The following is a 13,841-nucleotide window of genomic DNA, read 5'->3' on the forward strand; positions in this document are numbered from 1 at the left end:
ATGAGACAGTAGACATAAAGGAGCCGTTGTGCTTGCACATAAGGAAATGACAAGACAAAAATAAAAAGCAGAATAAATGTAGAAAGAAGAGGAATACGACATGAAAATCATAGCAGATACACATGCCCATACACTGGTCAGCGGGCATGCATACAGCACGATGCGAGAGATGGTACAGGCGGGGGCGGAGCATGGATTGGAGGCACTGGCACTGACTGAGCATGCGCCACAGATGCCGGGAACCTGTGGAGAGCTTTACTTCATGAATCTGAAAGTAGTCCCGCGCGAAATGAACGGAATCCAGGTACTTCTGGGAGTGGAATTAAATATTCTTAACAGCGATGGGGAGGTGGATCTTCCGGAATCTCTTTATAAACCGCTCGATATTGTACTGGCAAGCATTCATCAGCCGTGCTTTCATGAGGAGCCGACCATAGAGAACAATACAAAAGCATACGTCAATGCGATGAAAAACCCACACATCAACATCATTGGACATCCGGATGACGGAAGATTTCCGATTGATTATGAAACATTGGTAAAAACGGCGAAAGAGACGAATACATTACTTGAGGTCAACAATTCGTCCCTGAATCCAAGGGGGTTCCGGACACAGGCCAGAGAGAATTTGTTTGAGATGCTGGATCTCTGCAAGCGCTATGAGGTGCCGATCACCACTGGAAGCGATGCCCATGTGGACGTCGATGCGGGAAATTTTGACTTCGCACTGCCGCTGCTGAGGGAGTGTGATTTTCCAGAGGAACTGGTTGTCACGACGGATTTAAAAAAACTGAAACCGTTTATCAACCGATATCAAGCGGACTAGTATAAGCGATGACATTCGATCAACCGGAGAACGCACAATCAGAAATACAATCAAGATAAAAAGCTGTAGACTTTAAAAGTTTAGTGTGCTAAAATGTAAACAATGATGATTTGCGTGTGAAGGAGATAGAAAGATGAGTAAGAAAATAAGAACAGAAGCAGTGGATTATTTGTTTAAAGCTGTTTTGAGCTTAGAGAGTAAGGAGGAATGTTATACATTCTTCGAGGATATATGTACAATCAATGAGTTGCTTTCACTCTCTCAGAGGTTTGAGGTTGCGAAGATGCTCAGAGAGCAGAAGACATATCTTGAGATCGCGGAAAAAACGGGTGCATCCACCGCGACAATCAGTCGTGTGAACCGGTCGTTGAATTATGGAAATGACGGTTACGACATGGTGTTTGACAGAATTAACAAAAAATAAAAAAAAGCAAGGTGCTGGCCTTGCTTTTTTAATGCGTTTGACTTTGGCTGTATCTATTTGTGACATGTTATGCTGGCAGTTATTTTTTCGGAGGCTCAGGGAGCTGGTCAACTAATTTCTCAATAAGCAGTTTTTTAACGTATACATCAAAACTCAGACTGCAGATAAAGAAAAAGAGCTGCAGATAATCGGCGTCCTCAGCATCCGCCTCAGGAAATGCTTTCTCTGACTGATGGTATTTTTCTTTGATTTCATCGGCGACGGAGTCAATCTGTGATTTTTCCATCGCACAGACTTCCTCGTAGATGGAGGTAAGATTAAAGGAATTGTCAGTCTGAAAATACTTGGTGGTGAGGGGACGGAGCAGAGTGTCAATATCCTTGATGGATAAAATATTCTTAAAATAGTATACAAAAATCAGTACCAGAAGATGCTCCTTGGAGTACTTCTTCTTTGATGGTGGTGGAAGAAGATTGTTTTTGGCATAATTATTAATCATGGTCTTAGTCAGAATCTTATCGTCCTCGTGCCGCTTTGTGGAGGACAGCTGTTCATCCATGAAGGTTGTGACCTGATCCATATACAGGTCGATGTTTGGAATATCACCCGGATGAATATAATCAATGCGGGAAATGCTTTCTAAAATGCTCTCAAGCAGGTTGTCTGTATCAATTGTCATAATATCACCTCAATATGTAACCGTTCAGAATCGGGCAGCCGGATGAAAAAAGATTGTGGCAGCTTACTTTTGAATAGTTATCTCAATATCAATATTATATAGTATTAAAAACTAGATAACAAGTGTTTTGTGAATCGATTTAGTGCCTGGACTGAAAACAGATTTCGGAGCAGGTGAATTTTCGGATGACAGAAACCATCTTTTATACTATAATCGTATCATGACGGCAGAAAAGTACATATTTCATACGTCTGCCAATTAACAAGAAATGAGGAAATGATAGAATGGATAAATACGGAACATTAAATGCGCAGCAGCAGGAGGCCGTTTTTCATGTGGACGGCCCTCTTCTTATTCTGGCGGGAGCGGGTTCCGGCAAGACCAGAGTCCTGACTCACAGAATCGCATATTTAATAGAAGAAAAGGGAGTAAATCCTTGGAATATCCTCGCAATCACATTTACCAACAAGGCGGCGGGAGAGATGAGAGAGCGTGTGGATCAGCTGGTCGGATTTGGGTCGGAGAGTATATGGGTGAGCACATTTCACTCGACCTGCGTGCGGATTCTGAGAAGACATATTGATCTGTTGGGCTATGATAACAACTTTACTATCTACGACGGAGATGACCAGAAGACATTGATGAAAGATGTCTGCAAGCTGATCAACATCGACACCAAAGTCTACAAGGAACGAAATCTTCTGGCAGCCATTTCATCAGCAAAGGATGAGATGATCTCCCCGGACGAGTATGAGGTCAATGCTGCAGGCGATTTCAGCAAATTGAAGATTGCCAAGGTTTACCGGGAATATGAAAAACAGCTGCGTGCCAACAATGCACTGGATTTTGATGATCTGCTGGTGAAGACGGTACAACTTCTGCAGACCCAGCCGGATGTGCTGGATTACTACCAGGAACGGTTCCGCTATATTATGGTAGATGAGTATCAGGATACGAACACGGTGCAGTTCCGGCTGATCAGTACACTGGCGGGAAAGTACAAGAATCTGTGTGTGGTGGGGGATGATGACCAGTCCATTTACAAATTCCGCGGCGCGAACATTAAGAATATCCTGAATTTTGAGAAAGAATTTGACCATGCCAGAGTGATCAAGCTGGAACAGAATTATCGTTCTACCAGTACCATTCTGGACGCGGCCAACGCGGTGATCCGTAACAACTATGGCAGAAAAGACAAGACTCTCTGGACGGATAATGGTGAGGGAGACAAGATCAGGCTGCGGCAGTTTGACTCGGCTTACGACGAGGCAGAATATATTGTAGGGGACATCAAGAGCCACGTGGACAATGGCCTGGGAAGTTATAACGATCATGCGATTCTGTACCGGACAAATGCACAGTCCCGTATCTTTGAGGAGAAATTTGTGGTTGCCAACATTCCATACCGGATTGTGGGCGGTGTCAATTTCTATGCCAGACGGGAAATCAAGGATCTGCTGGCCTATCTGAAGACCATTGACAACGGAAAGGATGATCTGGCGGTTCGCCGCATCATCAATGTGCCTAAGAGGGGCATTGGACTGACCACCATCAACCGTGTGCAGGAGTCTGCGGCGGAGCGTGAAATCGGATTTTACGAGGCGCTGGGCGGATTGGATCTGATCCCGGGAGTGGGACGCGGAGCGGCGAAGCTGGAGTCTTTTGTAGCCTTGATTGAGTATTTTAAGAGCAGGGCAGCAGTCTGCGGCGTATCGGATTTGATGCAGGAAATCATAGAGAAGACGGGATATGTGGAGAATCTGGAGGCTGAGGACACGGAAGAGGCCAAGGCACGTATCGAGAATATTGACGAGTTGGTGAGCAAGATCGTTTCTTACGAGGAATCCTGTGAGGACGAACAGCCGACTCTGAGCGGATTTCTGGAGGAAGTTGCGCTGGTGGCAGACATAGACAGTCTGGATGAGTCCACAGATTACGTGGTACTGATGACATTACATAGTGCCAAGGGGCTAGAGTTTCCGCATGTATATCTGTCTGGTATGGAGGATGGCATCTTTCCGAGCTATATGACCATCACGGCGGACGATCCGGATGAAATCGAGGAAGAGCGGCGTCTCTGCTACGTGGGAATCACGCGTGCAAGAGAAGAGCTGACCCTGACCTGCGCGAGACGGCGCATGGTGCGCGGGGAGACACAGTACAACAAGATGTCCCGTTTCTTAAAAGAAATCCCGGCTCATTTGATGACCACGGGGAATCTGATTGAGGAAGAACCGGAGGTTCCGGCGCAGAAGGCATATTTCCAGGCAAAACAGTCCTTCCATGCCAAAGCATTTTCTGCATCAAAACAGCCGAGACAGTTTACGGTGGTACAGGGAAAAGGACTGAACTTTGACGTGGGAGACCGGGTCCGTCACAAAAAATTCGGGGAAGGCCTGGTGACCGGAATCGCCGAAGGCGGCCGGGATTATGAAGTGACGGTAGAATTTGACCACGTTGGCGTGAAGAAAATGTTCGCTTCGTTTGCAAAACTGGAGCGGATATAGCGATTGTTTGATAAAGTGAACATTTGGAAACCCGCTTTGCCTGCTTCGATGATTGTCCAACAGCTTCGTGGCAGGGGCGTTTTAAGGTACTGTTGAAGCGTGCAATGTTCCAACGATCCACTCCGCGCTCTGTGCACTTGAAGTGGGAATGTTTACGGATAATCAAATTTGAAAAAATGGATAAATTAGTAGTAATATGAAAATGATAGTGTTATAATTATCATAGTATATTAATAGACCTGATGACACAATAGGGGAAAGGACGTGCTAAATGACAAAGGTAGAAGAGTTAATAGCAGAGACAAGATTGAATGATTTATTACACAAAAAAGAGGCTGAGAAATCTAAAAACTGTGTACTTTGGATTATGGCAGTTATTGGAGCCGTAGCAGCAGTTGCAGCTATCGCATATGCAGTATACTGTTTCTTTACACCAGATTATCTGGAAGATTTTGAAGAAGATTTTGACGATGATTTTGACGATTATTTCAGTGAAGAAGATCAGATTTAAGCAGAATGCGAAGAGGAAGAATCTTGAAAAGAATGGAATCTATCGGTTCCATTCTTTTTTCACGATAGATGACATGGCATCAGAGATGATGCATGAGAGAAGATGTATGGAAAAGAACAGAAAGGATTACCAGTTATGTCTATGATTATAAATGAGGTGTTGCCAACACCGGATGCGCTTAAAACAGTTTACCCGCTGTCGGATAAACTGATTGCATTAAAAAAAGAAAGAGATGAGGAAATTGCAAAAGTATTCCGAGGGGAGTCCGATAAATTTCTTGTGATCGTGGGACCCTGCTCCGCGGACAGAGAGGATGCGGTCTGCGAATATGTGAACAGACTTGCACCGATTGCTGAAAAAGTGAAGGACAAAGTGATTCTGATTCCGAGAATCTATACCAATAAACCGAGAACCACAGGCGATGGCTACAAGGGTATGCTTCATCAGCCGGATCCGGAGAAGGATCCGAATCTTTTGGCTGGAATTATCGCAATCCGTAAGATGCATTTGCGTGCTATGGAAGAGAGCGGTCTGACATCTGCAGATGAGATGCTCTACCCGGAGAACCGAATCTATCTGGACGATATTCTATCCTATGAGGCAGTGGGAGCAAGATCTGTGGAGAACCAGCAGCACCGCCTGGTGGCGAGCAGTGCAGACATTCCGATTGGTATGAAAAACCCGACCAGTGGAGATTTTTCCGTAATGCTCAACTCTGTGACTGCGGGACAGCACTCTCACCGGTTCATTTACAGAGGACTGGATATTACGACATCGGGAAATCCGCTGACGCATGTTATTCTGCGCGGAGGTGTGGACAAGTACGGCAAGAACATGCCGAACTACCACTATGAGGATCTGGCACGTCTCATGGAAACGTACCAGAAAAAGGATTTGGCAAATCCGGCGGCAATCATTGATGCGAATCATTCCAATTCCGATAAAAAGTTTAAGGAGCAGATCCGTATCGTCAGCGAAGTGATGCACAGCCGAAACTATAATCCGGAAGTGAAGAAGCTGGTCAAGGGAGTGATGGTTGAAAGCTATCTGGTAGAAGGCCGTCAGGAAATCTGTGAGAATATGGAATATGGAAAATCCATTACCGATCCCTGCCTGGGATTTGAGGACACAGAGCGGTTGATTTATGATATTGCGGAGAAGTGTTAGCGATAAGAAGTGCTAAGAAAATTATGAAGTGTAAGTATTAAAAATAGTTAAGTGCAAAGCGGATTTTAAATGTCCGCATTATATTGTAGAAGCAAATGCGGATAGAAATATCCGCTTTAACTTTCTAAAAATGAAAGGGAAATAGTATGAAAAAAGGACAAGTGTTAGAAGGGGTTATCCAATCTGTCGAGTTCCCCAATAAGGGAAGGGTATATCCCGAGGGCGAGGAAAAACCGGTAATCGTGAAAAACGGCATTCCCGGACAGAAGGTACGGTTCGCGGTCAATAAGATCCGAAAAGGAAAAGCAGAAGGAAGACTGTTGGAGGTGATAGAGAAATCACCGCTTGAGATGGAGAGTCCATGTCCTCATTTTGGTGCCTGCGGCGGATGTACCTATCAGAGCCTGCCATACGAAGAACAGCTGAAGCTGAAGGAAAGCCAGGTGAAGGCTCTGCTGGAAGAGCAGGTGGACAATCTGGTATTTGAGGGCATCAAAGGCAGCCCGGAGCAGTTTGCCTACCGCAACAAGATGGAATTTACTTTCGGCGATGAGTTCAAGGACGGACCGCTGGCTCTTGGCATGCATAAGAGAGGGAGCTTTCATGACATTGTCAACGTGACGGAATGCCAGATCGTGGATGAAGATTATCGCAAGATTCTGAAGACAACCCTGGACTTCTACCGCGAAAAAGAAATCCCGTATTATCACAGAATGCGTCATGACGGCTGCCTGAGACATATGCTGGTTCGAAAGGGACACAAGACCGGTGAAATCCTTGTGGATCTGATTACCACACGGACGCAGGAAACTTATGCAAAAGAGTGGAAAGATGCATTGCTCGCGCTGGAACTGGATGGAAAGATTGCGGGAATCCTGCATACCTACAACGACAATGTGGCAGATACCATCAAGGATGAAGGAACGGAGATACTCTATGGGCAGGATTATTTTTACGAAGAACTGCTGGGACTGAAATTCAGGATATCACCATTCTCTTTCTTCCAGACCAATTCACTGGGCGCTGAGGTGCTCTATGAGACAGCGAGAGAGTATGTCGGAGATACAAAAAACAAAGTTATTTTTGACCTCTACAGCGGAACGGGAACCATCGCCCAGATGGTGGCACCGGTGGCATCGCGTGTGGTCGGCGTGGAGATCGTCGAGGAGGCTGTGGAAGCGGCGAAAGAGAACGCGAAGCTGAATAACCTTGAAAACTGCTATTTCCATGCGGGTGATGTGTTGAAGGTGATCGATGATCTGAAAGAAGTGCCGGATCTGATCATTCTGGATCCGCCAAGAGATGGGATACACCCAAAGGCACTGGAGAAGATCATCAATTTCGGCGTGGACCGGATGGTGTATATCAGCTGCAAGCCGACGAGTCTGGCACGGGACCTGGAAGTACTGCAGGAGCGGGGGTATTGCGTGGAGAAGGCTGTGGCTATAGACATGTTTCCGGCGACTGTGCATTGTGAAACAATTTGCAGCTTAAGCCGCATAAAATAAGGATTTACAAGGGGAATTAAAAGGTGGGCGAAACGGTGGCAGAAGTGGTAGTGCTTTTTGGTTTAGGTGGTCAAAAAATAAATTTTTGACATGTATTGCTATTGTGCTGACAAATGCGTATAATATAAGTGTAAGAAAAATTATACGTTTTTGAGAGGAGCGATTACTATGGCTACAAAATCAGCAAATCTTTATGCAAGAATCGAACCAGAGGTAAAAGAACAGGCAGAAGGTATTCTTTCAGCACTTGGTATTCCTGCATCTAATGCTATCAATATGTTTTATAAACAGATTATCCTTCAGAGAGGACTTCCTTTTGATGTGAAAATCCCCTCTTCAAGACCAATAGACATGAGTGCTTTATCAGAAGACCAGATGAATCTGGAAATTGAGAAAGGATATGCGGACATGAAGGCTGGCAGCGCAAAAACTGCTAGTAAAGCATTTGCAGATATCCGTAAAGATTACAATTTATGATATTCGAAATAGAAATTTCAGATCAGGCAGTGGTTACGATTATCCGTGTTATGTATGGGGGACGTGATATAGATACACAGCTTAAAAAATATACGAAGATGTAAGGAGAAGACTATAGAAGAAACAACGGTAAATACAGGTGAAAGAAATAGCCAGTTGCAGAAAATGATAGCTGCTGATGCGTAAAGCGTTGGCGGCTATTTTTACGCGGTAGGTGGTGCCGATGAACTGACATCGGCACTTCCATCCCTGTTAAGTGTGATGAATATTACGGTGCGGTGAGGAAAGTATAAAAAGAGTTCTCCTATGGAGAGCATACCGAATATAATCCAATCGTACAGAGTGAAGTGCTAAGACAGAGTCTGATTGGCGGCGCGAAAAGGCAAAAGAAACCGTATATCTGCAAAGATGATTTTTCTGTGTACTTTGCATGTGTTCAGCAGGAGGGGCGAAAGCTTCTTGATAGTATTCGGGAAGGGCGGATCGAGGAGGCACTTGGGTATTCCGGAAATATGAATGCTGATCTTGGTAAGCTGTCCGGCTAGGAGTTAACTCATTGGAAGAATGTTGCGGTTGTGGCGATTACACTCTGTACATGTGTAAAAAAAAGATGCAGAAAGACTTCCAGCTATGTAGACATCATGCGGCAAATCTTTTGAAATATTTGGAGGAAACCATTTCCAATATTGCGGAGTATATCAATTTTCCGTCACAGAGCTATATGGAGAAAGTGTTCAAGGAGAAAGATCAGATGACATCGAAGAAGTACTGTGAACAGAACAGTTCAACGGAGTATTTTACCGTCAAACAGTGATGCTATAGTAAAAGTGGATGCAAAGAGACAGAAAAACGTCGCAAAAAGGAAAAAGAAAATATAAAAAACGTCGCAAATTTAACTTGATAATTAATGAAAAACGTTGCATACTGGAGACTTATTTCGTGTGGCGGATGTGGATCTGGTAATGCTGCAGCTGCTTACTTATGCTATTTCCTAGAATATGTTTCCTGCAGTGAATCAGGTGGAAACCCATGCTTTCAGACAGCAGAAAAAACTGCGGCAGATAGATCTTCAATCAATAATACAAGACACCGTCTATCAGGTAATAGACGGCGTCTTGTATTATTTTTTGACCAAAGATCTGGAAATAAGAAGTAATCCATTATAACAGACCTGTCTGATGTTGCGCTCTACAGGCGGTCGGCCCGCCAAGGTCATAGCCTGTTTCTGGATTTCTGAATGTACGATATGTGGATATAGTCCGTTCAGGTAAATCAGAAAATGATCAAAAAAGTCTTTTATATTTTTCTCGTCTGCATCAGCAAAAAAACAGCGTATTTGATTTTGCAATATATCGAAGAATTGATATACAGTTTTTTTAAATTCAACCAAACGCTCCAACCTTGTATTGTTTTCCATAGTATTTAGATGTACGGACAGAAGTTCAAGAAGCGTGGTTCTGTCGCACATGGAATCAGTAAGTATGGAACAAAAAAGTTCTCTGGAGTAATCGTTCGTTTTCTGACAGCGTCTTTGAAAATCCACACCCCATAGAATAAATTCCTCTTTTAAAATATCCATAAAGATTTCTTCTTTTGTCTTATAGTAACCATAAATGGCAGGTCTGGTAAATGAGGTAATCTCCGATATTCCTTTAATTGTGACAGCATCATAACCATTCTTTATATATATTTCTTTGCAGGCAAAAAGAATCTCATTTTGTCTGTTTTCTATTTGTTCTGGTGTTCGTGCACGTTGAAAATCCATCCCGCATTGGCTCCTTTATTATTTCAAATCTCTCTGTTACGTTCATTATAAGAGATAATATCGCATAAGTCAATAACAAACACTGTGTAAAATAATAGTTGACACTGTGTAAGATGAATGCTATACTACGGTTAAGTTACACGATGTAAGATAAAAAAGAGGACAAATATGCGAAGCCGGAACAAAATGAGAATGCACGTCCAAAAAGGAAGTGGTTATCACAGAATCAAGTAAACAAAAAAACAGAAAGGATTAAAATTATGAAAGAACTTATTTTGTATTACTCAAGAGCAGCAGAAAATTATTTTGGAGGGAGTCTTAAGTATATTGAGAAAGGAAATACCGAGGTGGTTGCAGAGAAACTGGCAGCACTGACAGGGGGAACGCTGTTTCATGTAGAACCAGTCACCCCTTACTCTGATGATTACAATACCTGTATTGATCAGGCAAAGAAAGATCTTCGCAGCAATGCTCGCCCGGCAGTGAAAGAGATGCCGGACAACACAGAACAATACGACCTGATTACGGTGATGTATCCTAATTACTGGGGCACAATGCCGATGCATATGTTCACGGTATTGGAACAGATTGATTTTAAAGGGAAAACAGTCCGCGCAATCTGTACCCACGAGGGAAGTGGTATGGGCAGGAGTGAAAGCGATCTGAAAAAGATCTGTTCCAGTGCAGAGTTCAAAAAAGGTCTGGCTATTCAGGGGAGCAGTGTTTCACGCTGTGATGAGACATTGGAGAAATGGAATGAAAGCATTTCCACTTACTAAAATTATGGAGGAACAAAGATGGAACAGTTGAAAAAGAAAGAAGTAATGATTGTTACAGGAGCAGGACAAATCAGTATGGCGATCGCCAGACGCATGGGCTATGGAAAGAAAATTGTGATGGGCGATAAGAACTTTGACAATGCAAAAACCATTGCGGAAATGATGAATAACGCAGGCTTTGATGTAGAGCCTGTAAAGATGGATCTTTCGTCCAGAGATTCCATTCTTGCTTTAATTACAAAGGCAAAAGAATATGGTGAGATAAAGATGCTTGTAAATGGTGCTGGTGTATCTCCAAGCCAGGCACCAATTGAGGCGATTTTAAAAGTTGATCTTTATGGCACGGCAGTACTCCTGGAGGAAGTGGGAAAGGTTATAGCCAAAGACGGCGTAGGTGTTACCATTTCCAGCCAGTCAGGACACAGAATGCCGCAGTTATCAGCAGAAGCTGATAAGCAGCTTGCAATCACTCCAACGGAAGATTTACTGAAATTAGAAATTTTGCAGCCAGAGAATATCAAGGATACCCTTCATGCGTATCAGATAGCGAAGAGGTGCAATGAGAAGCGTGTTATGGGTGAAGCTGTTAAATGGGGCGAAAGAGGTGCAAGGGTTAATTCCATTTCTCCAGGAATTATTGTTACGCCACTTGCTATCGATGAATTGAATGGATCGAGGGGGAATTTCTATAAGAATATGTTTGCAAAATGCCCGGCAGGACGTCCAGGTACAGCAGATGAGGTTGCAAATGTAGCGGAACTTTTATTGAGTGAAAAAGGAGCCTTTATCACAGGAGCAGATTTTTTGATTGACGGTGGTGCAACTGCAAGCTTTTTCTATGGACCATTAAAGCCGGAGGTATAAGGATGCCGGATGTTTTCAAAAGATTAAACAGCAGGGGCCTATACGGGAAGATTTCTAGATGGAAGTATTTCATATAATTCGGAAAGGACCCGATATAAAAAAATTATGCTTGTAACAGGATCTGGGCATATCAGGTTGCTAATGTTGCAGAACTGCTTATGAGCGATAAAGGAGCGTTTATTACAGGCACAGAGTTCATGTGCGGTGGTGGTGCGACTGCACCCTGTTATTATGGTTCGCTGAAGTCGGAAAAGGAATAGAGAAAAATGTAAAAGATGGTTCATGAGGTATACCGCATTTAGAAGTGTTGTGTGTCTTGTTCCGTATTGAGAAAGCAGAGGGATGTTATCCGTCAGGGTGTTGTGTCGAGTTCTGTCACATTTTCGGCATCGGCTGTATGGCTGAAAAAGTTGTCGGCACTCTCCAAGTGGGATAAGATGGTTGTGCAGTATTTTGACACAGAGATACTGGAAATTAAAGAAACAGAAATGTATGTGGGCGGCTTTGAGGCAAAACTGTATAGGATACCTCCTACAAGGGATTGCGGATGATATCCTTTTCCCTGCAGGAATTCTAAAATGGTTTTCCCGGAAACGAATTTTTATGGTATACTGATGAGCGGTAACAAGGATGTTAAAACAAGATATAAAAGTTTTAGAATATAAGGTGGTACAGGGGCGAATGCCATGTGCATTTGCAATAATAGAAAATTTAAAAGAGGATTAGGAACCTATATTGGCGGAGAGCAAATCAGAAGATGCGGAGGAAAAACTATGCAGAATAAAGCGGTCGTCGTTATTGATATTCAAAACGATATTACAAAGAATTACAGGGAAATCATAGACAATATCAATCAAGGGATTAATTGGGCAGTTGCACAGGATATGCATGTGGTTTATATTAAGCATAACAATTTGTCTGCCGGAACAAGAACATTCAAGCCGGGTACACAAGGGGCAGAATTAGTTTCTGATATGAAAATTGCATCTGACAATGTATTCACTAAATCCAAAGGTAATGCATTAACGAGTGAAGAGTTTGCTGCTTTTATTAGTGAAAATGAAATCAATGAATTTTACATAACCGGTGCTGATGCCATTGCCTGTGTAAAATCCACTTGCTACAATATGGCAAAAAAAGGATATAGAGTTCATGTTCTGTCAGACTGTATTACCAGTTATGATAAAAGAAAGATTGATGAGATGCTTCAATACTATGCAAGCAAGGGGTGTAAAGTTGAAAAATTGAGCGAAGTAATGTAATAATATCGCAAGAAAAATCTAATCATCTTTTGTTTTTCAGTTCTTCAAAATGTTTCGCACCCCAGTCATTCATATTGTAAAGAATGGGTAGAAAATCAGCTCCCATATCTGTTAAAGAATATTCAACTTTAGGTGGAACCTGCTTATATACTTCACGATGAACAAAGCCATCTCGTTCTAACTCTCTAAGTTGTTTGGTGAGCATTGTCTGTGTTATCCCACCGAATAGTTTCTGTAATTCGTTAAATCGCTTGGTTTCCTTTAATGCCCATAATAAACTGATTTTCCATTTACCGCCTATACTGTTCATTAGTAAATTCATAGGACATTGTAGTTGCTTTTCTTCTGTCATAATATACCTCTCCATTCCATAGTATCAAAATTGATACTATATACGAAAAAACTGCGTACTTCAAAAAAGAATATGAATATGATAACATTTGATTGTACTGATTTCAAGATGATGCGAAGGGAGAATAATAAATGAATTTTATGAAATTGGCAAAAGATAGATATTCAGTCAGAAACTTTTCAGAAAAAGTGATTGAGAAAGAAAAATTGGAAAAGATTTTGGAAGCAGGGCAGATTGCTCCGACTGCGGGAAATTATCAGCCGCAGAAAGTGTATGTCGTCCAATCAGAAAAAGGATTGGAAAAACTACGCTCTCTTACAAAATGCCATTATGGTGCACCAACTGTTTTGATTATTGCATATGACAAAAGCAAGGATTGGAAAAATCCCAATGAAGATGGTGTGCACAGCGGAGAACAGGATACAAGCATTGTGGCAACACATATGATGCTTGAAGCATGGGAACTTGGAATTAGCTCATGCTGGGTTGGTTTTTTCTCACCATCATTGGTTGCAAAACAATTTGACTTCCCTGAGAATGTCAGACCTGTTCTTATGCTTCCGATTGGTTATGCAGCAGAAAATGTAAAACCAGCCGCATGGCATGAACAGAGTAAAGAACTCAGCGAAATAGTAGAATATCTATAAAATAGCTTATAGTTTGTTTGAACATCTGTAAGCATTCCCCACTTCAAGTGCGTAGAGCACTAAGTGGTGGGTA

Annotated in this window: 16 protein-coding genes and 1 pseudogene; 13 read left to right on the top strand and 4 right to left on the bottom strand. The window is 42.6% G+C overall.

All coding sequences use genetic code 11. The features are described from left to right. The first annotated feature begins 100 nt into the window (after positions 1 to 100). Together BUB85_RS15400 and BUB85_RS15405 are read left to right on the top strand one after the other, a co-directional pair. On the top strand, positions 101 to 826 hold the full coding sequence (locus BUB85_RS15400; RefSeq protein WP_073112111.1) for a phosphatase: 726 nt from the start codon (positions 101 to 103) through the stop codon (positions 824 to 826). Positions 827 to 959: 133 nt separating this feature from the next. Continuing rightward, complete coding sequence (locus tag BUB85_RS15405) at positions 960 to 1,250, top strand: YerC/YecD family TrpR-related protein (protein ID WP_073112113.1); 291 nt, start codon at positions 960 to 962, stop codon at positions 1,248 to 1,250. Between the two features lie 79 nt (positions 1,251 to 1,329). Here BUB85_RS15405 and BUB85_RS15410 read toward each other — a convergent pair whose 3' ends face one another. Next, on the bottom strand, positions 1,330 to 1,929 hold the full coding sequence (locus BUB85_RS15410; protein ID WP_073112115.1) for a DUF1836 domain-containing protein: 600 nt from the start codon (positions 1,927 to 1,929) through the stop codon (positions 1,330 to 1,332). 284 nt (positions 1,930 to 2,213) lie between these two features. Here BUB85_RS15410 and pcrA point away from each other — a divergent pair, with 284 nt between their 5' ends. From pcrA to BUB85_RS15445, 7 genes are all read left to right on the top strand, one after another. Continuing rightward, positions 2,214 to 4,436, top strand: coding sequence for a DNA helicase PcrA (gene pcrA, locus BUB85_RS15415; protein WP_073112117.1), 2,223 nt, complete (start codon positions 2,214 to 2,216; stop codon positions 4,434 to 4,436). Between the two features lie 271 nt (positions 4,437 to 4,707). Further along, on the top strand, positions 4,708 to 4,947 hold the full coding sequence (locus tag BUB85_RS15420; protein WP_073112119.1) for a hypothetical protein: 240 nt from the start codon (positions 4,708 to 4,710) through the stop codon (positions 4,945 to 4,947). A gap of 135 nt (positions 4,948 to 5,082) precedes the next feature. Further along, positions 5,083 to 6,114 (top strand): 3-deoxy-7-phosphoheptulonate synthase, encoded by a 1,032-nt coding sequence (locus BUB85_RS15425; protein WP_073112168.1) that lies wholly within the window; start codon positions 5,083 to 5,085, stop codon positions 6,112 to 6,114. Positions 6,115 to 6,260: 146 nt separating this feature from the next. Beyond that, positions 6,261 to 7,622 (top strand): 23S rRNA (uracil(1939)-C(5))-methyltransferase RlmD, encoded by a 1,362-nt coding sequence (rlmD, locus tag BUB85_RS15430; RefSeq protein WP_073112121.1) that lies wholly within the window; start codon positions 6,261 to 6,263, stop codon positions 7,620 to 7,622. Between the two features lie 168 nt (positions 7,623 to 7,790). Continuing rightward, positions 7,791 to 8,099, top strand: coding sequence for a type II toxin-antitoxin system RelB/DinJ family antitoxin (locus BUB85_RS15435; RefSeq protein WP_073112123.1), 309 nt, complete (start codon positions 7,791 to 7,793; stop codon positions 8,097 to 8,099). A 347-nt stretch (positions 8,100 to 8,446) separates the two neighbouring features. Further along, the gene (locus tag BUB85_RS15440; protein WP_073112125.1) at positions 8,447 to 8,644 is read left to right on the top strand and encodes a hypothetical protein; all 198 of its coding nucleotides are present in this window, start codon (positions 8,447 to 8,449) and stop codon (positions 8,642 to 8,644) included. Between the two features lie 11 nt (positions 8,645 to 8,655). Then, positions 8,656 to 8,913, top strand: coding sequence for a helix-turn-helix transcriptional regulator (locus BUB85_RS15445; RefSeq protein ID WP_073112126.1), 258 nt, complete (start codon positions 8,656 to 8,658; stop codon positions 8,911 to 8,913). A 306-nt stretch (positions 8,914 to 9,219) separates the two neighbouring features. Here BUB85_RS15445 and BUB85_RS15450 read toward each other — a convergent pair whose 3' ends face one another. Both BUB85_RS15450 and BUB85_RS22640 read right to left on the bottom strand, forming a co-directional pair. Further along, on the bottom strand, positions 9,220 to 9,678 hold the full coding sequence (locus tag BUB85_RS15450; protein WP_242945453.1) for a hypothetical protein: 459 nt from the start codon (positions 9,676 to 9,678) through the stop codon (positions 9,220 to 9,222). Between the two features lie 12 nt (positions 9,679 to 9,690). Continuing rightward, positions 9,691 to 9,864, bottom strand: a pseudogene (locus BUB85_RS22640) (TetR/AcrR family transcriptional regulator); the annotation flags it as partial. 260 nt (positions 9,865 to 10,124) lie between these two features. Between BUB85_RS22640 and BUB85_RS15455 the strand changes: the two are divergent. The 3 genes from BUB85_RS15455 to BUB85_RS15470 all read left to right on the top strand — a co-directional run bounded on the left by BUB85_RS15455 (position 10,125) and on the right by BUB85_RS15470 (position 12,769). Continuing rightward, positions 10,125 to 10,643: a flavodoxin gene (locus tag BUB85_RS15455; protein WP_073112130.1), complete on the top strand. Its 519-nt coding sequence runs from the start codon at positions 10,125 to 10,127 to the stop codon at positions 10,641 to 10,643. An 18-nt stretch (positions 10,644 to 10,661) separates the two neighbouring features. Continuing rightward, on the top strand, positions 10,662 to 11,507 hold the full coding sequence (locus tag BUB85_RS15460) for an SDR family oxidoreductase (protein WP_084534078.1): 846 nt from the start codon (positions 10,662 to 10,664) through the stop codon (positions 11,505 to 11,507). A gap of 773 nt (positions 11,508 to 12,280) precedes the next feature. After that, entirely contained in the window at positions 12,281 to 12,769 is a 489-nt protein-coding gene (locus tag BUB85_RS15470) for a cysteine hydrolase family protein (RefSeq protein ID WP_073112134.1), read from the top strand. A 22-nt stretch (positions 12,770 to 12,791) separates the two neighbouring features. Here the strand turns inward: BUB85_RS15470 and BUB85_RS15475 are convergent, their stop codons facing one another. Beyond that, on the bottom strand, positions 12,792 to 13,121 hold the full coding sequence (locus BUB85_RS15475) for a winged helix-turn-helix transcriptional regulator (RefSeq protein ID WP_073112136.1): 330 nt from the start codon (positions 13,119 to 13,121) through the stop codon (positions 12,792 to 12,794). Between the two features lie 131 nt (positions 13,122 to 13,252). On the opposite strand from BUB85_RS15475, the gene BUB85_RS15480 reads away from it, so the two are divergent. Next, positions 13,253 to 13,768 (top strand): nitroreductase family protein, encoded by a 516-nt coding sequence (locus BUB85_RS15480; RefSeq protein WP_073112138.1) that lies wholly within the window; start codon positions 13,253 to 13,255, stop codon positions 13,766 to 13,768. The last annotated feature ends 73 nt before the right edge of the window (positions 13,769 to 13,841 follow it).

Origin of the sequence: Hespellia stercorisuis DSM 15480, assembly GCF_900142165.1 — a bacterium.
Lineage (GTDB): Bacteria > Bacillota > Clostridia > Lachnospirales > Lachnospiraceae > Hespellia > Hespellia stercorisuis.